A 24,424-nucleotide genomic window follows, 5' to 3' on the forward strand; every position below is an offset into this window, starting at 1 on the left:
GGGCCTGCGCCGCCGTGGGCGGCGCCTTTGCGCTGTGTATCCTGGACCTGGAGGCGGGACGGGCCCTGCTGGCCGCCGACCGCTGCGGCAGCCATCCGCTGGCCTACCTGTGCCAGCCGCAGGGCCTGCTGTTCGGGACCAGCCTGGCGGCGCTGGCGGCGCTGCCAGACGGTCCGCGTGAGCTGGACCGCCAGGCCCTCTACGATTACCTGCATTTCCACGTCATACCGGCGCCGCGCACGGTGTACCGCGGCGTGCGCCGCCTGCTGCCGGGGGAGTATCTGCTGTACCAGGGCGGACGGGCCCAGTGCGGCAGTTACTGGGAAGCAGGCTTCGAAGAGTCCGGCGCCGTGCCGTTCGAGGCGCTGCAGGAGCGCTTCCTGGCGGCTGTCGAGGACAGCGTTCAGGACGCCATAGCCGGCGGCGGGGCCGGCGCCTTCCTCAGCGGCGGCACCGACAGTTCCACCATCGCCGGACTGCTGGGCTTGCTGAGCGGCGAAGCGCCGCGCACCTATTCGATAGGATTCGATGTGCCCGGCTACGACGAACTGGACTATGCAAACCTGGTGGCCCGCCACTATCGCGCCGAACACCACGAACTGTACCTGACCCCGGACGATGTGCTGGCAGCCATCCCGCGCATCGCCAGTGCTTACGACCAGCCATTCGGCAATGCTTCTGCCGTGCCGGCCTATTATTGCGCACGCATGGCCCAGGCCGACGGCGTCACGCGGCTACTGGGCGGCGACGGCGGCGATGAGCTCTTTGGCGGCAACCAGCGCTACGCCACCCAGGCCCGTTTAGAACGCTACCAGCGCCTGCCGCCGGCGCTGCGGCAACTGCTGCTGGAACCGCTGCTGTTCGGCCTGGAGGGGCGGCTGGACACGGCGCCGCTGCGCAAGGCGCGCAGCTATGTGCGCCAGGCGCTGATGGACATGCCGGCCCGGCTGGACAGCTACAACCTGCTGCGGTCCTACGGTGCATCCCGGGTGCTGGCGCCGGAATTCCTGGAGCAGGTGGACAGCAGCGCCCCGCAGTCGCTGATGAGTGCTCTGTACTGGCAGGCGCCGGCGCTGAGTATCGTCAACCGCATGCAGGCCCTGGACTTGCGCCTGACCCTGGCCGACAACGACCTGGTCAAGGTCAGCAAGGCGTGCGAGCTGGCCGGGGTGGAAACCGCGTTTCCCCTTCTGGGCGACGCCGTGCTGGCGTTTTCCCTGCAGCTGGCGCCGCGCCACAAGCTGGATGGCACACGGTTGCGGCCATTTTTCAAGCAGGCCATGCGCGGCCGCCTGCCGGGCGCCGTGCTGCGCAAGCGCAAGCATGGCTTCGGCCTGCCGGTGGGACCCTGGCTGGTGTCGCATGCCGGCCTGCGGCGTCTCGCCGAAGACAGCCTGGGTAGCCTGAAGCAGCGCGGCATCGTGCGCGCCGGCTTCATCGACGAGCTGCTGGGCCGAAGACTGGCGGAACATCCGCCCTACCACGGCACCATGGTGTGGGTCTTGATGATGCTGGAACAATGGCTGCAGCAGCAAGGCCAGCCTGTCAGCATTGCCGGCAGCGGCTCAGCCGCGCAGCAGGTTGTGCATCAGTCCTAGGGCGTAGCGGCCACGGCCGGCCTGCCAGGGCGTGTAGCGCGGCAGCTCCAGCAACTGGCCGGGGCGGCCCACGCCCGCAGCTGTGGTGACGGCGGCGCGAAAGCCGGCCGCTTCCACCATGCGCACGTGGCGCGTGTCGTAGTCCTGCCCAGGCTTGCCGTTCGGGTAGGCAAACAGCGCGACTTCCTGATCCAGCAGCGATTCCAGCATGCGCTTGCCCATGACGATCTCGGCCCTGGCTTCGGCATCCGGCAGGCATGCCAGGATGGGGTGGCGCAGGGTATGGCCACCTATCTCCATGCCGCTGTCGCGCAGCTGGCACAGTTGCCCGGCAGACAGCATGAGATCGGTATGCGGCGGCGCCAGGCGCGCCGCTGCCTGCTCGCGTTCGCCGTACGGCAGGTATTTGAGGCGTTGCTGCAGGTGCACGATGGCAGCCGCTTTCTGTGCCGGGGTGGCGATGGGCCACCGGCCCGGGCCCAGGCCCAGGCCGCCGAGGTCCAGGCAGGCGCCGCGGCAGGCCCGCACGTGCTCGGTGATGCGGTCATTCCACATGACGCCGCCATCGAGATAGCCGCTGGCAATGAAAAAGCAGGCGCCCAGCCCGTGTTTGAGCAGGAGGGGCAGGGCGATCTCGGCATTGTCTGCATAACCATCGTCGAAGGTGATGCAGGCCGCCCGCGCCGGCAGCGAGCCGGCCGCCAGGCGGGCGCAGGCCTCGGCCAGCGGCATGACACGGAACAGACGCTTCACCACGCCCAGGTGGCGGTCAAAGGTGCCGGCATCGGGCACACCGGGCAGCAGCGGGTCGGGCGCCGCCAGCACCCGGTGGTAGATCAGGATGGAGAGCCGCTGTGTCATCACGGCCGTCGCTCCAGCAGCAAGCGGGTGGCGATGATGGCCGCCATCAGGTAATACGGTACGTCGAAATACAGCAGGCTGAGGAAGGCGCCGCCCACCGCGAAGCCGACCAGGCTGGCCTGCAGCATGGCGGCCAGGCTGGCGGCCCAGGCCAGTTCCTCGCTGTCACGGCTAAGGGCAGCGATGCGCGCCGCCGAGTGCCATGCGCACCAGCCCAGCAGCAGGTACAGGCCCAGGCCGACAAAGCCGTGTTCGCCCAGGGCCTGAAAATAAATGCTGTGGGCCGCGTGCACGTCGGCGGAATTGGGCGCGTACTGCAAGAAGGCGGCCGGTTCCGAGATCTCGAAGCCGCCGCCGAAGAAGCGGTCGCGCGCCAGGTTGTAAGCCATGTGCCAGGCATTGATACGGCCCATGGCCGAGCTGTCCTGCTGGTAGTCGCCTATGGTATCCATGCGCTGCTCCCAGCGCTGGGGCATGAAGGCCAGTAATACGCAGCCCAGCGCGGCCAGCATGGCGCCCCCCAGCAGCTTGCGCCCGCTGCGCAGCCACAGGAAGCAGCCCATGGACAGCAGGGCCAGCAGCGCGCCGCGAGAATAGGAACCCAGGGCCGCCAGCGCCGACAGCAGCATCATGGCGGCCAGGCCGCAGCGCAGCCAGCGCTGGCGGTGCTGGCGGTACAGGTGCAGCATCAGGGGGATGGTCATGACCAGGGCCAGGGCGATTTCATTGTTGCCGCCGATGAAAGTGCCCTGCGGCCCCCACACCCGGTCGGCGCCGCCGCCGCGCAGGGTGAACAGGCCGCCCTTGACGCCGTAATAGCCCAGCGACAGCACCAGCACCCAGATCAGCCGGTGCACATGGGCGCGGCGCCGTATCACCACCAGGGTGACCAGGCTCATCAGCATGATCTTCATGACCTTGGTCCACTGCTCATGGGCCGCCGCCGGGAACATGGCAAACAGGGTGGTGACATTCATCCACAGGATGAATAGCAGCAGCATAGCAGTGCAGGCGCACCAGGGCGGCAGCTTGGGCGCGCGCGCCACGGCCACGCTGAACAGGGTGGCCAGCGCGACCAGGTAGGCGTAGGGAAAGGTCTGGGCAAAGCCCCAGCCCTGGGTGTGTGGATTCATGACACTCAGCCAGACCCACATCAGGATGCCGGCCACCGGATCGCGCAGGATCAAGGGCAGGCTGGCAAACACGATCAAGGTGATGAGGATGTCGCGCACGGTGGGTTCCCGCTGGTTTGATGCCGCTCAAACATAGATTGCAGGCAGTCACTACACTGGATTTTTCTCACCAGATCATAGGACGGCGCGACCATGGCCTTGTTGACCGTACTCATGGCAAGCTACAACGGCGCGGCCACCCTGCCACATGTGCTGGACGCCTATTGCGCACTGCAGGCGCCGCCGGGCGGATGGCGCCTGCTGCTGGTGGATAACGGCAGCACCGACGACACGGCGGCCATCGCGGCCAGCTATGCGGACCGGCTGCCGTTGTCCTGCCTGGCCGTGCCCGGGCGGGGCAAGAACCTAGCCCTGAATGCCGGCATAGTCCACTTGCTGGCACAGGGCGTGGCTGCCGGCCTGCTGGTGTTCAGCGACGACGACGCCATTCCCGAGCCGGGTTGGCTGTGCGCTTACGCCCGCTGCGCTGCCGCCCAGCCTGGCTACGCCGTGTTTGGCGGCGCCATCCTCCCGGCCTGGCAGCAAGCGCCGCCCGCCTGGATAGGGCGCGTGGCGCCGCAGGGCCTGACCTATGGCCTGACTGCGTCCGACCTGGCCGAGGGCCCCGTGTTCCCCGGCCTGGTGTGGGGCGCCAACATGGCGCTGCGCATGGAAATCCTGGCCGCCGGCCACCGTTTCGACAGCTCCCTGGGGCCGAACGGCGCCGCCTACGCCATGGGCGGCGAGACCGAGTTCACACGTCGGCTGGACGCGCTGGGCTACCGCGCCTGGTTTTGCAGCGAGGCGCGCGTCGCCCACATCATACGGCCCTGGCAGTTGACCCGGGATTACGTGCTGGGGCGCGCCTGGCGCTTCGGCCGTGGCCAGTTCCGCCAGCAGCAGGCCGGCCGCTTTCCCGAGTGGCTGGGCGTGCCGCGCTGGATGCTGGCGCGCTACCTGCTCGAATGCCTGGCTTGCGTGGGTTCGGCCCTGGCCGGCGGCGGCGACCGGCTGCTGCGCCACCGCTGGGAGCTGGCCTACCTGCGCGGCTATTTTCACGAAGCCTGGGGGTCCGCATCGGACCGGGATGTGCTGATCACCAGCCACTCCGGCGAACTGGGCGGCATGGAACTGCGCATGGCGCAGGAGGCGCGCTTTCTGCAAGGCGTCGCCGGCCGCTGCGTGCTGGGAATGCGCACTTTTCCCGGCCTGCCGGCCTGGCGCGATCGATTGCGCGGCGAAGGCCTGCGGGTGGTGCGGCACGCGCCGCCCCTGGTGTTCGAGCGCTGGCGCTGGCGCCGGCTGCGCCTGTGGTATGCGCGCCTGGTCTGGCTGCCGCTGCAGTGGCGCCGCCGCCCCCGGCTGGTGCACGTGGCGCTGTGCTGGAACAACTATGGCATGTCCTGCCTGTGGGGCGCCAGCCGGCGCGGCGTGCCGGCCGTGCTCAGTGTGCACAACGCCTTTGCCGTCGAAGCGCCGCACCCCTGGTACCGGCCCTTGCTGCATGAAGCTTTCTCGGTCGTGCGCGGGGTGTACGCCGTGTCGCCCTCCGCCCTGGAACGCTTCCTGGCCGTCTACCAGCCTTATTTGCCGGCGGCGGCGCAGCTGGCCGTGATCCCCAATTGCGTCGACACCGGGCGCTACACGCCCAGCGCCGCCTTGCGCGCGGCCGCCCGCAGCCGCTGGCGGGTGCCGCAGGATGCGCTGCTGCTGGGATCGGTGGGCCGCTGGTCGGTACAGAAGCAGCCCGGGCAGCTACTGCGCCTGTTCGCGCTGCTGCGCGCCGAGTTTCCCGGGCTGTGCCTGATGCTGGCCGGCGCCGGCCCGCTGGAGCGGGAACTGCGCCGCCAGGCCCGCGCGCTGGGACTGGAGGCGGGGTTGGTGATGACCGGTTTCGTGGAGGACGTGGCGGCGCTGATGCCGGCCCTGGACCTGCACCTGCTGCTGAGCCGCAACGAAGGCTTCGGCATCGCCACCATCGAAGCCATGGCCTGCGGCGTGCCGGTCGCCGCCACCGACGTGGCCGGCAGCGCGGACATACTGCGCGGCAGCGCGGCCGGCATCCTGCTGCCGCCGCACGACCTGGTCGCCGCCGCGGCCATGGTGGCGACCCTGCTGCGCGATCCGGCGCGCCGTGCCGCCATGGGCGGGCAGGGCAGGCGCACCGCCGAGGAGCGCTACAGCACCGAGGCCGTGGGCCGCCAGGTGCGCGACTTTTATGCCCGCCTGCCGCCATGAGCGCGGCGCGCGCCCTGCGCCTGTCGCTGGGGTACTCGTTTGCCGAGAAGTACACGGGGCTGGTGCTGAACCTGGCCGGCGCCATGCTGTTGTCGCGCATGCTGACCCCGGACCAGATAGGCGTGTATTCCATCGCGGCCGTGCTGGCCGGGATGGCCCAGGTACTGCGCGACCTGGGCGTGGGCCAGTACCTGGTGCAGGCGCGAGTATTGGACCGCGCCACGCTGCGGGCAGCGCTGGGCGTCAGCCTGGCCGTGGCCTGGTTGCTGGCGGTGCTGCTGGCGGCGGCGGCGCCGCTGCTGGCGGCCTGCTACCACGAGCCGCGCCTGGCGCCGGCGCTGCAGCTGCTGGCCGCCAATTTCCTGATGATCCCCTTCAGCGCCGTCACCCTGGCCTGCCTGCGGCGCGCGCTGCGTTTCCACGCCGTCTACGCCGTCAACACCAGTTATGCGCTGGCGCAGCTGGGCTGCGGCGTGTTCCTGGCATGGCGCGGCTACGGCTATCTGAGCCTGCCCTGCGCGGCGCTGGCGGCCACCGTGGCCTCGACCCTGGTGTGCGCCTGTCTGCGGCCGGCCGAACTGTCCTGGCTGCCCGGCTGGCGCGGAGGGCGCCACATCCTGCGCTTCGGCGGCTATGCGGCGGCCGGGGCGCTGGTCGACGAGGCCGGTGTGGCCGCGCCCGACCTCATTGTCGGCAAACTGATAGGCGTGGCCGAGGCCGCGATGTTCGGCAAGGCCGTGGGCGTGCTCAACATGTTCAACCAGCTGGTCACCAGCGCCGTGGCGCCGGTGCTGCTGCCGCTGTTTGCGCTGCGGGCACGGCAGGGCAGCGGGCTGAGCGAAGCTTACCTGCACACGGCCGCCTGCATGACCGGCGTGGCCTGGCCATTTTTTGCCGTGGTGGCGGTGGCGGCGCCGGAACTGGTGCGCATGCTGTACGGCACCCAGTGGGACCGCGCCATTCCCTTGATACGCATCATGTGTTGCTCATCCGCCTTGTATAGCATGTTCAGCATGGCGCGCTATCTGCTGCTGGCCCAGGGCCAGGTGCGAGCGCAGGCGCGGCTGGACGCGCTGGCGGTGCTGTTCCGCGTCGCGGTCCTGCTGCTGGCGGCGCCGTGGGGCTTGGAGTGGGTGGCGGCGGCGGTGGTGGCGGGCGCCGTGTTCCGCAGCGCGCTGACCCTGTCCTGCCTGCGGCGGCTGGCGCAGCTGCGCTTCGGCGACTTGCTGGGCGCTTGCGTCTGCAGCGGCGTGGCCGGCCTGGCCTGCCTCGCGGCCGCCTTGCTGGCGCACACATGGCGCTGGCCACTGGCGGCAATGGCCGCCGCTGCCGCCCTGGCCTGGCTGGCGGCCTTGTTCGCTAGCGGCCATCTGCTGGCAGGCGAATGCCGCAAGGCCTGGACCCAACGTCATGGATAGGCGGCACACGATGGAGCAAGCCATGGAGCAATTCAACCAGCAAGCGATGAAGGTCGGCATCCTCAGCTATCCCATGCTGTTCCAGCGCGAGGGCGGCCTGCAGGTGCAAGTGCGGGAAACCATTGCCGCGCTGCGCTCGCTGCCGCACGGCGCGCGGGTGAACGCCAGCCTGGTCGATCCCTGCCGCGACCGCCTGGACGAATATGACCTGGTCCATATTTTTTCTGCCATCAACGGCAATCACCGCATTGCCGAGGCGGCGCACGAGCAGCAGGTGCCGGTGGCGCTGTCTCCCTTGCTGTCGCCGGGCTGGACCCGCGGCGAAGGCCTGCGGGCCCGGGTGGCCCAGCGCCTGGCCGGGCGCATCACGGGCTGGCAGGTGCAGACCAGCTACGCCCAGACCAAGCGCGCCCTGCAGCTGGCCGGCCTGGTGATCGCGCTGGGCGAGGCGGAGCGCAGCGCCATCATGTCCGCCTTCCAGGTCGCGCCGCAGCGCATTACGGTGCTGCCCAACGGCGTGAATGCGGCATTCTTCCAGGCGGATGGCGACCTGTTTCGCCGCCACACCGGGCTGGACGGGCCATTCGTCCTGTGTGCGGGCGCCATTTCGCCCTACAAGAACCAGCTGCGGCTGGCGGCCTCATTGCCGGACCTGCCGGTGGCGCTGATCGGCGCGGCCCAGCGCGAGCACCGCGACTACCTGGGCCAGCTGCTGGCCTTGCCGAATGTCCATTGGCTGGGGCCGCTGGAACACGACGACCCTCTGCTGGCCAGCGCCTATGCCGCAGCCTCGGTGCTGGCCCTGCCCAGCCAGGGCGAGGTGTTTCCGCTGTCCGTCATGGAAGCGCTGGCGGCCGGCACGCCGGCTGTCATGACCAGCAACTCGTCGCTGCGCCTGGCGGCCAGCGCCCATGCGCTCAAGCTGCTCCCCTGGGATGACGCGCCGGCCTGGCCGCGCGCCATCCGCGCCGTGGTGGCCGCACCGCCCGCGCCGGACAGCGTGCGCGCGCTGGTGCGGCCCCATGCATGGTCCGCTGTGGCCGCGCAGCTGGCGGCCTGCTATCACAGCCTGCTGGGCAAGGAGCTGCGGCATGCTGTTTAACTCCTTCGGCTTCCTGTTCCTGTATCTGCCGGTGGTGCTGGCTGTGTACTTTGGCCTGGCGCGGCGGCATCCTCCCTGGGGCACGGCCTGGCTGGCGGCCGCCTCGCTGTACTTCTACGGCGCCTGGGACTGGCGCTACCTGCCCCTGCTGTGCGCGTCCATCGTGCTCAATTACGCCTGCGGCCTGCGCATCGCGGCCGCGCACGGCGCTCCGGTGGGTCGGCGCTGGCTGCGGATCGGGCTGGCTGGCAACTTGCTGCTGCTGGCCTACTACAAGTACGCCAATTTCTTCCTCGACAGCGTTAACCGCCTGGCCGGCAGCCATTGGCAGGGCTGGTCCATCGTGTTGCCGGTGGGGATATCGTTCTTTACTTTTACCCAGGTCGCCTTCCTGGTCGATTGCCGGCGCGGCAGCGCGCACGAGTTCAATTTCTTGCGCTATGCATTGTTCGTCAGCTATTTCCCGCACCTGGTGGCCGGTCCTGTGCTGCACCACAAGGAAATGATGCCGCAGTTCGCGGCGCCGGAAAACAGCCGGCCGCGTGCCGACAACTTTGCCATTGGCAGCGCCATCTTCGTGCTCGGCCTGGCCAAGAAGGTGCTGGTGGCGGACCAGCTGGCCCCGCTGGCGGCGCCGGTATTCGCGCCGGGCGCCGGCCCGCAGCTGATCGAAGCCTGGGTCGGCATGCTGGCCTACAGTTTCCAGCTGTACTACGATTTTTCCGGCTATTCCGACATGGCGACCGGCCTGTCGCGGCTGTTCGGCGTGCGCCTGCCGCAAAACTTCAATTCTCCCTACCAGGCCGCCAATATCAGCGACTTCTGGCGCCGCTGGCACATGACCCTGTCGCGCTTCCTGCGCGATTACCTGTATGTGCCGCTGGGCGGCAGCCGGTACGGCGGCTGGCTGCGTTACCGCAACCTGATGCTGACCATGCTGCTGGGTGGCCTGTGGCATGGCGCTGCCTGGACCTTCGTGCTGTGGGGAGGGCTGCATGGCCTGTATCTCGCCATCCACCATGGCTGGCAGGCGCTGGCGGGCGGCTCGCGGCCGCGCTGGTGGGGCCGAGCACTGACCTTCCTGGCCGTGGCCCTGGCCTGGGTGCCGTTCCGCGCGCCCGACCTGGCCACGGCAGGCTCGGTGCTGGCCGGATTGGCTGGCCTGAACGGCATCAACCTGCCGCACGGCCTGGCCACCCACGCCCGGCACCTGGACTGGCTGCATGCGGATTTCAGCGGCATCCGCTGGATAGACGCTGGCGGCGCCGGCTTGCCGGTGCTGCTGCTGGCCATGCTGGCGGCCTTCCTGCTGCCCAATGTGCAGACCTGGTTCGCCAGCCACCGGCCTTGCCTGGACAGCACAGCGTTGGCGCCGCCCTGGGGCTGGGCGCCGGGCCGGGCCTGCGGACTGGCCTTTTCGCTCCTGTTGCTGGCCTGCCTGTTCGGCATGAACAAGGCCAGCGAATTCCTGTACTCACAATTCTAGCCATGCAACCATACGCTCCCAGGCAGTGGAAGAGTTTCCTCGTCATGTATTGCGGCTGCAGCCTTCTGGCTGCCGGCGCCGTGGCCGGGTTCAACTACGCCGTCGATCCCTATTTGATACATCAGTGGGACACGCCCCAGGTGCAGCGCCTGCGGCCCACACGCGAGAAGCTGGCCGCCTGGGGCAAGACCTATGCGCTGGCCAGGCTACGGCCCGCCGTGGTCTATGTGGGCAACTCGCGCACGGAACTGGGATTGCCGACCAGCACTCCGTACTTTGCCGGTCAGGAGGTGTTCAACGCGGCGCTGTCCGGCGCCTCGCTGGGCGACGCCCTGGCCATGGTGCGCCATGCCAGCGCGGTGTCCAAGGTCAAGCTGCTGGTGTGGGGCATGGACCCGCCCTCGTTTTCCATGGAGGCTGGCAATACCGATTTTGACCGTGAACTGGTGGCCGGCGGTCCGCTCTACCTGTACCGGCGTTTGTTCGTCAACCTGAAGCGGGCGTTGAGCCTGGACATGACGGCCGATTCGTTGCGCCTGCTGCGCGGCAGCTTTGGGCGGCGCTGCCATTCCAGCCTTGCGTTCAACGGCCTGCGCGACGAGGCCTGCATACACGACCGCATCGAAGGCTGGGGCGGCACCCGCGCCGCCGTGCAGCCGCGCACCCGCGAGTATATCCGCGGCGCGGGGCCGACACCGCAGGCGCAGGCGGCGCTGGAGGACCGCATCGCGGCCTTGTGCGCGGCCGGCACCGCCGTGCGCCTGTACATCAATCCCACCCACGCCATGATGATGGACGCCATGTACTGGGCCGGCAAGTGGGAGCCGCTGCTGGCCTGGCAGTCGCGCCTGGCGGACATGGCGGCGGGATACCGTGCCCGCGCCTGCGACGTGCGCGTCTACGACTTTTCCGGTTTTAATAGCGTGACCACGGAAGCCGTGCCGCAGGCGAGCGGCCGTAATCACATGGACTACTATTGGGAGACCTCGCATTACCGGGTCGGTGTGGGGCGCATGATACTGGGCCGCATGTTTGGCGCAGACGCTGAAGCCCCGGCCGGCTTTGGCAGCGAACTGCTGCCCTCAACCATGACCGCGCACCACAGCGCATTGCTGGCCGGACGCGAGCGCTACCATGCCGAGCATCCCGTGGAGACGGCCATGGCCCGCGCCATCGCCGCCGAGCAGCTGGCGCTCAGGCCGGCTGCGCGTCCGGCAGCACGGCGCTGAGCACGGCGCAGCCTTTCTCGCAGGGCAGCGTGCCCTGCCGCAGGACAGGGAATTCCAGCCGCCAGCGCGCCAGCATGGCTTGCTCATCGGCGCGCTCGGCGTCGTCCAGGAAGACCCAGCCGTCCGGCGCCAGTTTCGGCAGCAGCAGCGGGCCGGCCGGATAGCGCGCCATACGGCGCACCGCCTGTGGCGGACCATCCACCACCAGCATGTCGATGGGGCCGGACAGCGCCAGTCCGTCCAGGTCATACCAGGACCAGGCTTCGCCGTGCAGTAGGTGGGGCCGCAGCGGGGCGTGCAGCACTTCGGCCCAATCCGACAAGCCATGGCGGCGCAGCAGTTCGCGGGTGCGGTCCGCATAGCCGGCGTCGTGCTCCAGGCTGACCACCTTGCCGCTGCCGTTCTGCTGCATGCAGCGCGCCAGCACCAGGGTGGACACACCGCTGCTGCATTCGAGCACGCTACGCGGCTGCTGGTCGCGGGCATGGCGCGCCAGCGCCAGCAGCAGATCGGGCGAGGCCGCCCAGCCGCGCGTGGGCGGCAGGCTGGCCGGCAGGCGCAGCTCGGCGTACAGGCCCAGCAGCGCTTCCAGCTGGCGGAACAGGATGGCCGGCTCGGCGCTGGACCGGTCGCGCAACTGGTGCAGCAACAGGTGAGCCAGCCTGACCTTGTGCAGCACGTACAGGCCGGTCAGCAGGCTGGCGGCCGCCAGCAGCAGGGCAAGGATGGTCATGTGTGTTCCCTTGGTGCAACTTTGCTGGTCACATAGCGGTACTTGCCGGACGCCTCGGCGGCAATGGCGTCCACCTGTTCGATGGCGATCTCGGTCGCGGCGCCCAGCCGGGCCCGGAAGCCGGCCACGATGGCGTCCAGCAGCGCGGGTGCCAGGGGGCCGTCCGGCACCAGCTGCACCCGGGTCAGGGCCAGGCTTTCCTGGATGATCCTGAAGGCGCGCACCTGGGGCAGTTCGCGCAGGATGTAGATCAGCGCCAGGCCGTGCAGTACGGTGCCGTCCTGGGCCACCACGAAATCGGTGCTGCGGCCCTCGATGCGCTCCAGTACCGGCAACCCGCGCCCGCAGGGGCAGGGCTGTTCGGACAGGGCGCCGATGTCGCCGGTCAGGTAGCGGATGAAGGGGAAGCTGCCGCTGGCCAGATGGGTGACGACGATGTTGCCGCTCACTCCCGCCGGCACGGGCTGGCCCTGGCGATCGAGGATCTCCACCACGATGTCCTCGGCGCTCACATGCATGCCCCCGCTCGGGCACTCGTGCGCGATGAAGCCGGCGTCGCGACCGCCGTAGCCGTTGGCGACCGGTGCGCCGAACACCTCGCCCAGCAGCTGGCGTTGCGCCGGGTACAGTCGCTCGCCCGTGACGAACACCACGCGCAGGCCGAGACCGTCGAGCGCCAGGCCGCGCGCACGGGCATGGCCAGCCAGCAGGCACAAGGCCGACGGGTAGCCGAACAGCATGGCGGGCCGCCAGCGGCGGAGCTGGTCCAGGTAGCGGTCCATGTGGGCGGGCGACATGGCGAAGGCCGGCAGCAGGCGGGAATTGAGCAGGCGGTCGCGCCAGCGGCGCACGCGGTCCTGGGCCCCGAGCTCGATGGGCGAGCCCCACAGCGCCATTTCACGGTCGCCGATATCGACACCCCACCAGCGCGTGGCCCGCCATTTGGCGGCGACGTCGTGGCTGACGCGTTCCTTGCCGACATGGAATACCAGCGGCTCACCGCTGGAACCGCCGGTATGGCAGCGCTGCAAGGGCGGGGCGCCGTCCGCCATGAAGGCGGCCGAATCGGCCCGGATGTCCTCCTTGCGCAACAGCGGCCAGTCGGCAAGGGCGGCCCCGGCGCGCAAGCCCAGGCCACGGTAATACGGCACATGCCGTTGGGCGTGGCTCAGCAAGCGTTCCAGTTTCCCTGCCTGCAGCAGGCGCAAGGCGGCGCCGTCCAGCCACTGGCTGCGCTCCAGCGCGCGCCGCCGCTGCAGGGTGTCATGGCCTTTCAGCGCTTCGTGCAGGGGGAACAGGGCCTGGGCCGTGAGCCGGGTGCGCAGCGGACCATGGCCGGCGGCAGCCACTTGCCGGTACAAGCCGGCCAGCCGGGGCTCCACCAGCGGCCATGTGTAGCGGCGCGCCTTGTCCCGCCCGGCCTGCGCCAGCCGCTGTGCCAGCTCCGGGTCCTGCGCCAGCCGCGCCATGGCTAGTGCCATCGCTTCTGCATCGCCGGGACGGACCAGCAGGGCGTCGGCCCCGTGCCGCAGCAAGTCGGGCAGGCCGCCGGCGTCCGTGCTGACCACCGGCAGGCCGCGCGCCAACGCTTCCAGCACCGAGTTGGGCGTATTGTCGACCCGGCTGGGATTGAGCATCAGGGTCGCCTCGCGGTACAGGGAGTCCATGGCGCCGTGTCCGACCGGGCCGGTGTAGCGGATGTGGCCGGACAATCCCAGCGCCTGTGCCAGGTCGCGCAGCGCGGGCAGTTCCGGGCCGCCTCCGCACAGGATCAAGCGGGCGTCCGGCACCTGCCGGCGCAGCAGGGCCAGGGCGCGGATGGCGGTGGCGTTGTCGTACACCGCTTCCAGCTGGCGCGCCACGATCACCGTACAGGGCCGGCGGACCGTGAGCGCGCCGGCGTCCTGCGGCGGCAGCGCGACGACATTAGGGAGGATGCTGGCCGCGACGCCGTGGCGCGCCAGCAGGCCGGCCAGGAAGGGGCTGGCCACCGCCACCGCATGGCAGCGCCGCAAGGTCAGGCGCGCCAGGCCGCTATGGGCCAGGAAGGCGGCCGCGTCGCCGCCCCGGTAGTTCAGCAGCACACCGATGCCACGGATGCGCGCCAGCCAGACGGCGGGCGCGGCGTGCAAGTGCCAGGACCAGCCTGAATTGGCCATCACATGTATCAGGTCGGCCTGGCCGCAGGCGCGCCACAGCCGGACCAGGTAGGGCGCCAGGCGGCAGGCAGCGCGCAGGCCGCGCACCCCGGCCACGGATGGCGGCCACGGCGGCGCGTTGCTGCGCACCGGCAGCACTTCGGCGCCGGCCGCCGCCAGCAGCCGTGCCAGCTGCGCGGTCTGGTTGGCCATGCCGCCGGCCGGTGGCGCCAGCGGCCCGGCCAGTACCACCCGCAGTCCGGCCAGGCCGGTGCCGGGCGCCGGCTTCATGGCCGTCCCTCCAGAAGACGCCGATATACCCCGGCGTAGCAGGAGACGCTGGCACTCCAGCTGCGTTCGGTCTCGGCGTAGCTTTGCGCCGCCTGCCGCAGCGCCTCCCAGCGGCCCGGATCGCGCAGCAAGCCCAGCACGGCGCCAGCCAGCGCGTCGGCGCTCCCGGCCTGGAACAGGATGCCGGTATGGCCGTCCCGTACCAGCTCGCGGTGGCCGCCGACGTCCGAGGCCACCACCAGCCGGCCCTGGACCATGGCTTCCAGCGGTTTGAGCGGGGTCACCAGCTCGGTCAGGCGCATGGGCAGTCGCGGATATACCAGCACGTCCATCAAGCGATAGTAGTCGGCGGTCTCGTCCTGGCCGATGCGGCCGGCAAACTTGACCTTGTGCGCCAGGCCGAGCTCAGCCGCCAGGGCGCGCAGTTCGGCCTCCTGCGGCCCGCCGCCGACCAGCAGCAGTTGCAGGGAAGGCACAGCCGACAGCATGGCGGGCAGGGCGCGCAGCAGCAGGGCCAGGCCCTCGTAGGCGTAGAAGGACCCGATAAAGCCCAGCACCAGGCTGCCGCCCAGGCCCAGGCGTTGCGCCAGCATGCCGTTGCCGGAGCCGGCGAAGGTGGCGGCGACGGATGGGGCGCGTGCGGGCGAAAAGCGGGCCGGATCGACCGCGTTCGGCACTACCGTGACCTTGTCCGGCGGTACACCGCGCCGCAGCAGATCGGCGCGCAAGCCATCGCAAATGGTGATGACGGCGCCGGCCCGGCGCACCGCGTAGGTTTCCAGGGCGCGGGTCAGGCGATAGCGGGCGCCGCCCGCCGGACTGGTGCCGTGGCTGGCGGCGGCGTCTTCCCAGAAGGCGCGTACCTCGTAGGCCACCGGCAGGCCGAGCTCGGTCCCCACGCGCAGGGCGGCCAGGGCGTTCAGCGCTGGCGAGTGGGCGTGCAGGATCTGGACCCGTCCCAATTGCGCGACGTCGCGCAGGCGCGCGGCCAGGCTGTCGATGGCGGCCCACTGGCGCAACAGGGGAAGCCGCGCCCAGCGCCTCTGTGGCGGCGCAGTCCGGTAGAAATGCCAGCCCTCCACTTGCTGTTCCAGTCCGGCGCCATGCTGCTGGCCTTGCCTGTTGCCGGTGAGGTGCAGGGTATGCCAGCCCAGCTTGCGCTGGTGGCGCAGGATTTCCAGGGTGCGGAAGGCGTAGCCGCTGTGCAGCGGCGCCGAGTGGTCGAGTATGTGCAGGATACGCATGGCTCAGGCGGCCTGCTGGGCGGGCAGGCGCTGCTGTTGGCGCAGGAAGGCGTCGAACATCAGCAGCGACCACAGCGCTGGACCATGTTCGGCGCGCCCCTTCAGGTGCTGGTCGGCCAGGAGCTGTATCCTGCCGAGGTCGAACATGCCGCTGTCGCCCAGCACGGCGCTGTGTGGCAGCGACAGCAGGCGCGCACGCAGCGGGCCGCGCAGCCAGGCCGCCATCGGCACGGCGAAACCCTGCTTGGGCCGGTGCAGGATGTCTTCCGGCAGGTGCATGCGCAGCGCCTGCTTGAGCAGGTATTTGCCGCTGCCGCCGCGCAGTTTCAGGTGCGGTGGCAGCCCGGACACCCATTCCACCAGCTGGTGGTCGAGCAAGGGCACGCGCACCTCCAGGCCGTGCGCCATGCTGGCGCGGTCGACCTTGGTCAGGATATCGCCTGGCAAATAGGTTTTCAGGTCCAGGTACTGCACCAGCGACAGCGGATCGCCGCTGGGACAGTCGCCCGCATGGCGGCGCATCACCTCCACGGCGCGGTAGCCGTCCAGCGTGCGCCGGAACGAGGCGCTGTACAGGCGCAAGCGTGCGGCTTCCGGCAGCAGCGCGACGCTGTGGGCATAGGCTTCGGCCGCGTCGTGGGCCAGCGCCTGCAGCGTGGTGCGGGCGCGTAGTGGACGCGGCGCCCAGTCGGCCTTGGGATAGAGCCGCCCCAGTGTCCCGAACAGGGGGCGGCGCAGGCCGGCCGGCAGCAGGCGGCGCCAGCGCTCCTCGTACAGGTGCAGGCGGTAGCGCCGGTAGCCGGCAAACATCTCGTCGCCGCCATCGCCCGACAGGGCCACCACCACATGCTGGCGCGCCAGCTGGCACACGCGGTAGGTCGGCAGGGCGGAACTGTCGGCATAGGGTTCGTCATACAGGGTGGGGAGCACGTCCAGCAGGGCCAGGTCGTCGTGGTCCACGTTGAGGCTGCGGTGGCAGGTGCGGTAGCGGCGCGCCACCAGCTCGGCCCAGGCCGATTCGTCGTGGCTGCGCTCGGTGAAACCGATGGCGCAGGTATTGACCGGACCCTTGCCCTGCTGCGCCATCATGGCGACCACGGCGCTGGAATCGACGCCGCCGGAGAGAAAGGCGCCCAGCGGCACCTCGGACACCAGCCGGATGCGCACCGCCTCGCGCAGGCGGGCCACCAGTTCCTCGCCGGCCTGCTCCTCGTCACCGGCCGCCACCGGCGTGAACGGCACATCCCAGTAGCGCCGCGCGGGCGGCAGGGGCCTGCCCTTGCGCACCGTCAAGGTGTGGCCGGGCGGCAGTTTGCGGGCCTGGGTGTAGATGGTGCGTGGATCGGGAATGTAGCCGTAGGCGAAATACTCCTCGACCGCGCACGGGTCGAGCGCCTGGTCCAGGCGCGGGTGCGTGCACAGGGCCTTGAGCTCGGACGAGAAGATCAGCAGGCCATGCTCCAGCAGGGCGTAGTGCAGCGGCTTGACGCCCAGGCGGTCGCGTGCCAGGAACAGCACCTGCTGGCGGCGGTCCCACAAGGCGAAGGCGAACATGCCGCGGAAGTGCTCGACGCAGCGTTCGCCCCATTGCTCCCAGGCGTGCACGATCACCTCGGTGTCGCACTGGGTGCGGAACTGGTGCCCGAATTGCCTGAGTTCGCGCATCAGGGCCTGGTAGTTGTAGATCTCGCCGTTGTAGACCACCATCACCTGGCGGTCCTCGTTGTACAGCGGCTGCTGGCCGCCGGAACGGTCGATGATGGACAGGCGCCGGTGGCCAAGTGCGAGCCCGGGCTCCAGGTGGTGGCCGCCGTCATCCGGCCCCCGGTGGCGCTGGCTGGCCACCATGCGTTCCAGCAGGGCCGCGTCCATGTCGGGAGTACGGTACAGGTCGAACAGGCCGGCGATGGCGCACATGGGATGTCCTTTCTCTCAGTGTGGGCGGTGGAGCAGGCCGTCGTACACGGCCAGGTAGGCGCTGGTCATGGCCAGCAGGCTGTGCTGGTTAAGCACGCGGCGCCGGGCGCGGCGGCCGTGGCGCCGGGCCAGGCCGGGAATGCGGTAATAGTCGCCTATGGCGTCGGCCAGGCAGGCAGGCGTGCGCGGCGGCACCAGGGTGCCGGACCAGCCGGGTTCCACCAGGTCGCGGTTGCCGCCCACCCGGGTGGCCACCACCGGCAGGCCGGTGGCCATGGCTTCCAGTATGGTGTTGGAACTGCCCTCGGCCAGCGAGGGCAGCACGAACAGGTCCATGGCGCGCAGCAACTGCGGGATGTCGTCGCGCGCGCCTGGCAGCCAGGCCAGACCCGCGGCGCCTGCCTGGCGCAGACGTTCCAGGCAGGCGCCGCGGGCCGGGCCGTCGCCGACGATCATCAGGCGCAGGCGGGTGGCCGCGCGCGAAGGTTCCGAGTCCAGCAGCCGCAGGAAGGCTTCCACCAGCGCCGGGTAATCCTTGACCTCCACCATGCGGCCCACGCCGCCGACCACGAAAGCATCTTCGCACAGGAAGCCGGGCGGGCCGACGGCGGCGGACGGGCCCAGGCGCGGATGAAAGCGCACGCTGTCGACGCCGTTGGCAATGCGGGTAATGAGAGCCCGGCGCACGCCGATACTGGCGACCAGCCAGCTTTCCAGTTCCTGGCTGACCGCGATGAAGTGGCCAACCAGCGGCCTGAGCAGCTTGCGCAGCAGCAGATATTTCGGGCTGTCGCCATGCAGGTCGCCCATGTCGCGGCCATGTTCGCCATGGATGCGCAGGCGGATGCCGGCCAGCGCCGCCAGCAACTGGCCTTCCATGCCGGACAGGTTGCGCGTGTGGACCAGCTGTGGGCGCAGCCGCCGCAGGATGAGGAACAGGCGCAGGTAATGGCGCCAGTCCTTCCCCTCGCGCTTGTGCAGGCTGATGATGTCGACGCCTGACCGGGTAATGCGGGCGGCGAAGCCGGTGCTGTCCTTGACGCAGACGATGGCGTGGCGGTAGCGTTCCGGCGGCATGTGGTTGATCAGGTTGACCAGGCCGTTCTCCAGGCCGCCGATGCCAAGCTGGTGGATCAGGTGCAGCACCAGCGGCGGCGCGGCCGTGCCGGGGTCAAGGGGCCGCATGGCGCAACTCCTGATCGATGGCGGGCAACATGGCGTCCAGCAGTCCGGCCATGGCGGCCGCCGGCCTGCTCGCATCGTCGTCGTACGCGCTGTCCAGGGTGATGACGGCGGCAACGCCGGGGCCGCCCAGCAGGCGGGCGCGCGCCTGCAGCAGCCTGGCTTGCCACGGAATGGCGGTCTCGGCGCTCCCCAGGCGGCACCACTGCCACCGCAGCAGCTTGGCGGTGCCCGCTTGCAGCATGGTTTCGCGTACCTCCAAGCTGCGAATGCGGGTAGGCACCTGCCGCACCTGGCTGTACAGCGGGCTCCAGCCGCTGCCCTCGACAGCAGGCTGGGCCAGCAGTCGCGTCCTTTTGTCCAGCCGCGCAAACCAGTCCAGCTGCAGCAGGACGCGTGCACCGCGCCCGGTGTAGGCCTGCCTCAGCTGATGCGTCTGGCCGGACGCGGCTGCCATGCCGTCGCCGGGCTGCACGGCGGTCACGCGCCAGGGCAGAGGGGGCGTAGGCAGGGCCAGTCCGGTGCGCGCCAGCGCAAGGCCCTGGGCCGGTTCCGGCAAGGCTAGGGCCACCAGCGGCCAGCAGCCGCACACTGCCAGCGCGGCCAGCGCGCTGCCGGCGCCCGCATGTGCGGCGTTGGCGGGCGTCGGCAGCGCCGGGGCCGGAACCGTGGCCGGCCCCGGCATATCGCGGAACAAGGCGCCGCCCCAAAACAGCAGCAGCGACAACAGCCCAAAAAACAGCCAGCCGTACAGCAGATGGTCGACTCCGGCAGCCAGACGCAATCCGCTGGCATGGCCCAGTAGGATGACGGCCCAGGCCCGCACGCCATTGGCCAGGATGGGCAGCACCAGGCCCACGGCCATGAAGGCCAGCCGCTTGCGCAACGAACGGTAATTCAGGTAGGCGTACAAGCTGCTCAGCGTACAGGAGGCGATCAGGTAGCGCAGCCCGCTGCAGGCCTCGACCACCGACCAGCTTGATCCGGGCAGGAGTATGTAGTTATTGTCACGGAACACGGGTATCCCGCACAACTGCAAGGCCGCCACCGTGAAGCGTGCGGTAAACTCGATCAGGGGCGGCACCAGGAATTCGCCGCAGGGTACGGCCAGCAGCAGATACCCTAGCGGAAACGCGAGGGCGCGCGCCAGCGCCGGACCCTGCACGGCGGCAACGATAGCGGCTGCCATGGCGGTGGCGGCATACTGCTGCAGCACTTGCACACAGGCTGCCGCCGCCAGCAGCCACGCCAGGCCCAGCGCCGCCACCAGCGCCAGGCCGGGCGGCCAGGAACGGCGCGGGACGGCGGCCAGCACGGCGCGCTGGCGCCACACCAGCCAGGCGCTCAGGGGGGCGATCACGATACCGTGGGCGAAAGTGGGCGAGCGCAGCCAGATGTCGGCCATGGAGCGGAAGGTCGGCATATAGGCCAACAGCCACAGCAGCAGGCAGACGCCCAGCCAGGCCAATCCCGCATCAGGCAGGAGAGCAGGCGCCGGCAGGGGCGGCGGCCCCAGGCGCGCGCTGGCGCCGTTCACCGTACCGCCTCCAGCAGGGCGCGGCGTGCGGTGCGCACGTCCAGCATGGCGCCCAGGCGCTCCAGGTTACGCTCCCAGCGGTAGTCGCGCAGCACGCGCTGGCGCGCCGCGATGCCGATCTCGGCTGCGCCAGGGTGGCGCAGCACGTGGCCGATCTGGCGCACGAACTCGGCCTCGTCGCCCGCGCACAACACTTCATGGCCGGTCGAGGCCGCGATGCCCTCCAGCGCTTGCGGCGAGGCGACCACCGGGCGCTGCATGGCCATTGCTTCCAGCACCTTGTTCTGCACGCCGCGCGCGATGCGTAGCGGCGCCACCGCCACGGCGGCGTGCTGCAGGTAGGGACGGATGTCGGGCACGGCGCCGCTGACGTGCACCCCGTCCAGCCGGGCCAACTGGCGTACTGCGCCGACGGGGCGGGCGCCGACGATGTGGAATTGCAGCGCCGGAAAATCGTGGCGCAGCGCGGGCAGCACGTGGCCGGCGAACCACCGGACGGCGTCGATGTTGGGCCAGTAATCCATGGCCCCGGTGAAGACGGCGACCTGGGCCCTGTGGCCATAGGGGCTGGGCCGCTCCGGAAGGCACTGGTAATAGTCGCTGTCCACCCCGTTGCAGAAATGGCTGACGCTGTGGTGCGACTCGGGCGCCCGCAGGCGGAATAATTCGGCCTCGGCGCGCGACACCAGCAGCACCCGCTCGACGCTACGCGCCAGCTGGCGCTCGTAGGCCAGCAAATAACGGCTTTCGCGCCGGTACAGCATGGAAAGTGGCCACGGCTGGCAGGCTGCATAGGCGCACCACTTTTCCGAATCGACATCGACCAGGTCGATCACACGCCGCGGCAGGCTGTCCGGCAGGTACTGGGCCATGGCGCCGGAATATGCCAGTCCGGCCGCGATCGGATGTCGGGACACGGTGCGCTCCACCCAGCGCATCATGGCCCCATGGCGATAGTACGGCACGCTGAGCGGCTCGCCGTTCAGCAGGCCGCGCAGGCTGGCCAGCCGGGCCAGGCCGGGATGCAGGCGGACGAAGCAGGTACTGGCGCAGCCATCGGCCACCTGGGCCGTATGCTGGAGGTCGTTCCCGTCATCCACGAAGCAGCCCAGGTGCACATTGAAATGGCGCTGCAGGTAGCGCAGCATGTGGTAGGCGCGTATCTTGTCGCCTTTGTTGGGCGGATACGGCAGCCGGTGGGTGACAAAGAGCAGGTCGCGCATGGCTCAGCCTAGTTGGCGCACGAGATGGGGACCGAGGACGTTGGCCACCGGCAACGGCAGGCGCCGCCAGGCGCGCACCAGCAGCTGGAAGCGGGGACTGAGCGCATTGTTGTCGGGCAGGCGGCGGGCGCCGTGCAACTGGTACTCATAAGGCAGCAGCTGCGGCTCGAATCCCCAGTGGCGCTTGAATTCGTAGGCGCCGGTGCCAGCCTTGCTGCGGCCGAAGTCGAACAGGGTGCAGCCCTCCTCGCAGGCGCGCCGCATCACTTCCCAGTACATGTAGTCGTTGCCAGCCACGGCGCGCGCGCTGGCCAGGCCGCCGCCATAGTAGGGCAGGATCTCGTCGCGGAAGCGGAAGCTGAGCACGCTGGCGATGTCCTGCCGGCCATGCGTCACCGTGAGTATCCTGCAATCGGGACCGAACTCATCGAGCAGGAGGCGAAAATAGGATAGGGCGAACACGGGCGTTCCCAGCCGGTGCACGCTGGCCGCAAAACAGCGGTGCAGCCGCGCTGGTTCGGGATCGGTGTCGCTGCGCAAGCCGGCCGCCTGTCCCTTGCGCACCATGGCGCGCTGCTTGCGGGGGATGGCCAGCAGGTTGCGATCCGGCTCGGTCAGCAAGTCCTTGCGGAAAGTGTGGTACAGCGGCTGGCCCAGCCGGTCCGGGTGGCGCAGGCGGCGGTTGCGCAATTCCAGGTGGCCGACCCGCAGGCGTGCCGCCAGCGCCTGGGCAGCGCGGTCCAGTTCGATGGCCTCCGCCTCGCTGGCAGCCGCCACGCCACCGTACACGCAAAACGGCAGCGAGCACAGGCGGTGGCCAAAGAGCGGACTGTAGACCTGGGCCAGCGGCAGTACGCCCACGATGCTTCCCGCCGCCTCGGCATAGAGAAACCAGGTGCGGTGCCCGAATGCGCGTTCGATCACGCGCTGCCAGCCGGCACGGTGGAAGAAGGTGGCATCCGGACAGCTTTGCACGAAAGCATCCCAGCGGCCGTGGTCGCCCGAGGCGAGCACACGCACGGAAATCTCTGCGCTCATGCCTCCGCTCCCGGTGGCAGAAAAATCTGGTCCAGGCGGCCCCAGCTGAAATCGACCAGCAGGCAAGCCAGGCGCGCTTCGGTGCGGTGCAAATTGACGTAATGGCGGAAACGGGTTTTCATGGAGATGCCAGGCTGGCGGGGTTGCCCGGGGTCCAGTTCCCAGGGGTGAACATAGAATATGCCAGCCTGCCGTTCGTGCAGGTTGATCCTGCGCAATGCCCAGCGCGACAGGCGGTAGGGATAGAGGCGGAAGTAACCGCCGCCGCCGGCTGGATAATTGCGCCGCAGCAGGCGCACAGTGCTGATGGGCAGCTCCAGCATGCCTTGCGGTCCGCGCGGCCGCCAGGCGAAGCGGGGTGCGTCCGGCATGCCATAGTGGTCGTGCCGCACCGGATAGATACTCGAACTGTAGCGGTAGCCGGCTGCTTGCAGCTCGTCCAGGGCCCACAGGTTGGCCCCGGCGATGGAGAAACTGGGGGCGCGGTAGCCCAGCACCGCACTCCCGCCCACATCCTCCAGGATGGCCTTGCTGACCAGGATGTCCTGGCGGAATTCCGCCCGGTCCTGTTCACTGACGCGGCGGTGGGCGTGACCGTGGCTGGCCAGCTCGTGGCCCCCGGCCAGGATGGCCCGCACGAGTTGCGGGTGGCGCTGCGCGACCCAGCCCAGCATGAAGAAGGTGGCGTGCACCCCATGGCGCGCCAGCAGCGCCAGCATACGCTCCAGGTTGGCTTCGACCCGGGATGGCATGGCGGCCCAGTCCTCGCGCCGTATCGCGCCGGCGAAGGCCGAAACGTGGAAATAGTCTTCCACGTCTATGGTCAGCGCATTGCGCTGCGCCGTCATCATGGACGCTCCCCACCGCGCCGCAGCCAGTCCGACACCACGGTGGCGATGCGCCCGGCGGCCTGTCCATCCCACAGCGCCGGTGCGTGCCCGGTCTTGCCGCCGTAGCGCAGGATGTCCCGGCACAAGGCCAGTATCACGGCCGGGTCGCGCCCGGCCAGTGCGTTGCTGCCGTCGCTGACCGTGACCGGGCGCTCGGTGCTGTCGCGCAGCGTCAGGCAGGGCACGCCCAGGGCCGTGGTTTCCTCCTGCACTCCGCCGGAATCGGTCAGCACCACGCGCGCATGCTTCATCAGGCTCAGCATGGCGAGGTAATCCTGCGGTCCCATGCACGCCAACCCCGGCTGCTCCAGCAAGGGCTGTAGTGCGTGGCGCTGTATCATGGCGCGGGTACGTGGATGCAGGGGAAACAGCAGAGGCAACTCGGTGCTCAGCTTGCCCAGTGTCTCCAGCAGGCTGCGCAGGCGCAATGGATCGTCGACATTGGAAGGCCGGTGCAGCGTGACCAGCCCGTACGCGGCATCGGGCGCCAGGAAGCCGGCCAGGTTGGCCTGGCCCAGCACGGCCTGTACCGGCTGCACGGCCGGCAGTTGCTGCTTGAGCGTGTCTATCATGACGTTGCCGACAAAATGGATGCGGGCGGCGGCAATGCCCTCGCGCTGCAGGTTGGTGTTGCCGCTCGCTTCGCTGGTGAACAGCAGGTCGGACAGCTGGTCGGTCAGCACCCTGTTGATTTCCTCCGGCATGCGGCGGTCGAAACTGCGCAGGCCCGCTTCCACGTGCAGCACCGGGACATGGCGCTTGGCGGCCGTGAGCGCGCAGGCCAGGGTGGAGTTGACGTCGCCCACCACCAGCACGGCGGCCGGCGCGGTCTGCTCCAGCACCGGCTCGAAGCGGCGCAGGATCTCGGCGGTCTGCACCGCATGGCTGGCCGAGCCCACGTTGAGGCTGAAGTCGGGCCGCTCCAGGCCGAGAGTGGAAAAGAAACGCCCGTTCAAGTCTTCGTCGTAGTGCTGGCCGGTATGCACCAGCAGGGTGTCGATGGTCCCCGGCGCCGCCTGTAGCGCGCGCAGGATGGGCGCCATCTTGACCAGGTTGGGCCGGGCGGCGACCACACAGACGATACGGTTGTTTATAGTACGCTGGGTACGCAGGGCAGGCATGGCAGG

18 protein-coding genes are annotated in these 24,424 nt (G+C 69.7%); 6 read left to right on the forward strand and 12 right to left on the reverse strand.

Annotated elements, in window-relative coordinates:
• Window positions 1-14 precede the first annotated feature (14 nt).
• Window positions 15-1,598: an asparagine synthetase B family protein gene (locus tag ACLB1G_RS00225; RefSeq protein ID WP_491625156.1), complete on the forward strand. Its 1,584-nt coding sequence runs from the start codon at window positions 15-17 to the stop codon at window positions 1,596-1,598.
• On the opposite strand, the gene ACLB1G_RS00230 is transcribed toward ACLB1G_RS00225, so the two are convergent.
• Entirely contained in the window at window positions 1,566-2,459 is an 894-nt protein-coding gene (locus ACLB1G_RS00230; protein WP_491625157.1) for a polysaccharide deacetylase family protein, read from the reverse strand. The genes ACLB1G_RS00225 and ACLB1G_RS00230 overlap by 33 nt on opposite strands.
• Window positions 2,459-3,691 carry a putative O-glycosylation ligase, exosortase A system-associated gene (locus ACLB1G_RS00235; RefSeq protein ID WP_491625158.1) on the reverse strand — a complete coding sequence of 411 codons (1,233 nt, stop codon included), beginning with the start codon at window positions 3,689-3,691 and terminating at the stop codon, window positions 2,459-2,461. Before ACLB1G_RS00235 ends, ACLB1G_RS00230 begins: the two co-directional genes overlap by 1 nt.
• Before the next feature lie 93 nt (window positions 3,692-3,784).
• On the opposite strand from ACLB1G_RS00235, the gene ACLB1G_RS00240 reads away from it, so the two are divergent.
• From ACLB1G_RS00240 to ACLB1G_RS00260, 5 genes are read left to right on the forward strand one after another with little or no spacing between them, the layout of a single operon-like run.
• Entirely contained in the window at window positions 3,785-5,869 is a 2,085-nt protein-coding gene (locus ACLB1G_RS00240) for a glycosyltransferase (protein ID WP_491625159.1), read from the forward strand.
• Entirely contained in the window at window positions 5,866-7,287 is a 1,422-nt protein-coding gene (locus ACLB1G_RS00245) for an oligosaccharide flippase family protein (protein ID WP_491625160.1), read from the forward strand. Before ACLB1G_RS00240 ends, ACLB1G_RS00245 begins: the two co-directional genes overlap by 4 nt.
• 22 nt (window positions 7,288-7,309) lie before the next feature.
• Entirely contained in the window at window positions 7,310-8,389 is a 1,080-nt protein-coding gene (locus ACLB1G_RS00250; protein ID WP_491625161.1) for a glycosyltransferase, read from the forward strand.
• On the forward strand, window positions 8,379-9,875 hold the full coding sequence (locus tag ACLB1G_RS00255; protein WP_491625162.1) for an MBOAT family O-acyltransferase: 1,497 nt from the start codon (window positions 8,379-8,381) through the stop codon (window positions 9,873-9,875). Before ACLB1G_RS00250 ends, ACLB1G_RS00255 begins: the two co-directional genes overlap by 11 nt.
• 2 nt (window positions 9,876-9,877) lie before the next feature.
• Complete coding sequence (locus ACLB1G_RS00260; RefSeq protein WP_491625163.1) at window positions 9,878-11,104, forward strand: hypothetical protein; 1,227 nt, start codon at window positions 9,878-9,880, stop codon at window positions 11,102-11,104.
• Here ACLB1G_RS00260 and ACLB1G_RS00265 read toward each other — a convergent pair.
• The 10 genes from ACLB1G_RS00265 to wecB are packed head-to-tail and all read right to left on the reverse strand — an operon-like array spanning window position 11,070 to window position 24,418.
• Complete coding sequence (locus ACLB1G_RS00265) at window positions 11,070-11,837, reverse strand: O-methyltransferase (protein WP_491625164.1); 768 nt, start codon at window positions 11,835-11,837, stop codon at window positions 11,070-11,072. The genes ACLB1G_RS00260 and ACLB1G_RS00265 overlap by 35 nt on opposite strands.
• A complete protein-coding gene (locus ACLB1G_RS00270) occupies window positions 11,834-14,266 on the reverse strand; it encodes a glycosyltransferase (RefSeq protein ID WP_491625165.1) in 2,433 nt (810 codons plus the stop codon). The genes ACLB1G_RS00265 and ACLB1G_RS00270 overlap by 4 nt, the downstream gene beginning before the upstream one ends.
• A complete protein-coding gene (locus ACLB1G_RS00275) occupies window positions 14,263-15,510 on the reverse strand; it encodes a TIGR04063 family PEP-CTERM/XrtA system glycosyltransferase (RefSeq protein ID WP_491625166.1) in 1,248 nt (415 codons plus the stop codon). Before ACLB1G_RS00275 ends, ACLB1G_RS00270 begins: the two co-directional genes overlap by 4 nt.
• A gap of 3 nt (window positions 15,511-15,513) precedes the next feature.
• Window positions 15,514-17,427: an XrtA/PEP-CTERM system amidotransferase gene (locus ACLB1G_RS00280; RefSeq protein ID WP_491625167.1), complete on the reverse strand. Its 1,914-nt coding sequence runs from the start codon at window positions 17,425-17,427 to the stop codon at window positions 15,514-15,516.
• Between the two features lie 15 nt (window positions 17,428-17,442).
• The gene (locus tag ACLB1G_RS00285) at window positions 17,443-18,612 is read right to left on the reverse strand and encodes a TIGR03088 family PEP-CTERM/XrtA system glycosyltransferase (protein WP_491625168.1); all 1,170 of its coding nucleotides are present in this window, start codon (window positions 18,610-18,612) and stop codon (window positions 17,443-17,445) included.
• Window positions 18,599-20,146 (reverse strand): exosortase A, encoded by a 1,548-nt coding sequence (xrtA, locus tag ACLB1G_RS00290; protein ID WP_491625169.1) that lies wholly within the window; start codon window positions 20,144-20,146, stop codon window positions 18,599-18,601. Before xrtA ends, ACLB1G_RS00285 begins: the two co-directional genes overlap by 14 nt.
• Complete coding sequence (locus ACLB1G_RS00295; protein ID WP_491625170.1) at window positions 20,143-21,369, reverse strand: TIGR03087 family PEP-CTERM/XrtA system glycosyltransferase; 1,227 nt, start codon at window positions 21,367-21,369, stop codon at window positions 20,143-20,145. The genes xrtA and ACLB1G_RS00295 overlap by 4 nt, the downstream gene beginning before the upstream one ends.
• A 3-nt stretch (window positions 21,370-21,372) precedes the next feature.
• Window positions 21,373-22,407, reverse strand: a complete 1,035-nt coding sequence (locus tag ACLB1G_RS00300; RefSeq protein ID WP_491625171.1) for a FemAB family XrtA/PEP-CTERM system-associated protein — start codon at window positions 22,405-22,407, stop codon at window positions 21,373-21,375.
• Window positions 22,404-23,258, reverse strand: coding sequence for an XrtA system polysaccharide deacetylase (locus tag ACLB1G_RS00305; RefSeq protein WP_491625172.1), 855 nt, complete (start codon window positions 23,256-23,258; stop codon window positions 22,404-22,406). The genes ACLB1G_RS00300 and ACLB1G_RS00305 overlap by 4 nt, the downstream gene beginning before the upstream one ends.
• Entirely contained in the window at window positions 23,255-24,418 is a 1,164-nt protein-coding gene (gene wecB / locus ACLB1G_RS00310) for a non-hydrolyzing UDP-N-acetylglucosamine 2-epimerase (RefSeq protein ID WP_491625173.1), read from the reverse strand. The genes ACLB1G_RS00305 and wecB overlap by 4 nt, the downstream gene beginning before the upstream one ends.
• Window positions 24,419-24,424 lie beyond the last annotated feature (6 nt).

The organism is Duganella kummerowiae, assembly GCF_053572355.1.

What these genes read in the sequence shown, in the direction of transcription:
- ACLB1G_RS00270 (WP_491625165.1), bottom strand. Translation starts at nt 14,266, where the DNA reads ATGAAGCCGGCGCCCGGCACCGGCCTGGCCGGACTGCGGGTGGTACTG.
- ACLB1G_RS00300 (WP_491625171.1), bottom strand. Translation starts at nt 22,407, where the DNA reads ATGAGCGCAGAGATTTCCGTGCGTGTGCTCGCCTCGGGCGACCACGGC.
- ACLB1G_RS00250 (WP_491625161.1), top strand. Translation starts at nt 7,310, where the DNA reads ATGGAGCAATTCAACCAGCAAGCGATGAAGGTCGGCATCCTCAGCTAT.
- ACLB1G_RS00260 (WP_491625163.1), top strand. Translation starts at nt 9,878, where the DNA reads ATGCAACCATACGCTCCCAGGCAGTGGAAGAGTTTCCTCGTCATGTAT.
- ACLB1G_RS00285 (WP_491625168.1), bottom strand. Translation starts at nt 18,612, where the DNA reads ATGCGGCCCCTTGACCCCGGCACGGCCGCGCCGCCGCTGGTGCTGCAC.
- ACLB1G_RS00295 (WP_491625170.1), bottom strand. Translation starts at nt 21,369, where the DNA reads ATGCGCGACCTGCTCTTTGTCACCCACCGGCTGCCGTATCCGCCCAAC.
- ACLB1G_RS00265 (WP_491625164.1), bottom strand. Translation starts at nt 11,837, where the DNA reads ATGACCATCCTTGCCCTGCTGCTGGCGGCCGCCAGCCTGCTGACCGGC.
- ACLB1G_RS00240 (WP_491625159.1), top strand. Translation starts at nt 3,785, where the DNA reads ATGGCCTTGTTGACCGTACTCATGGCAAGCTACAACGGCGCGGCCACC.
- ACLB1G_RS00275 (WP_491625166.1), bottom strand. Translation starts at nt 15,510, where the DNA reads ATGCGTATCCTGCACATACTCGACCACTCGGCGCCGCTGCACAGCGGC.
- ACLB1G_RS00245 (WP_491625160.1), top strand. Translation starts at nt 5,866, where the DNA reads ATGAGCGCGGCGCGCGCCCTGCGCCTGTCGCTGGGGTACTCGTTTGCC.
- ACLB1G_RS00305 (WP_491625172.1), bottom strand. Translation starts at nt 23,258, where the DNA reads ATGATGACGGCGCAGCGCAATGCGCTGACCATAGACGTGGAAGACTAT.
- ACLB1G_RS00280 (WP_491625167.1), bottom strand. Translation starts at nt 17,427, where the DNA reads ATGTGCGCCATCGCCGGCCTGTTCGACCTGTACCGTACTCCCGACATG.
- wecB (WP_491625173.1), bottom strand. Translation starts at nt 24,418, where the DNA reads ATGCCTGCCCTGCGTACCCAGCGTACTATAAACAACCGTATCGTCTGT.
- ACLB1G_RS00255 (WP_491625162.1), top strand. Translation starts at nt 8,379, where the DNA reads ATGCTGTTTAACTCCTTCGGCTTCCTGTTCCTGTATCTGCCGGTGGTG.
- ACLB1G_RS00230 (WP_491625157.1), bottom strand. Translation starts at nt 2,459, where the DNA reads ATGACACAGCGGCTCTCCATCCTGATCTACCACCGGGTGCTGGCGGCG.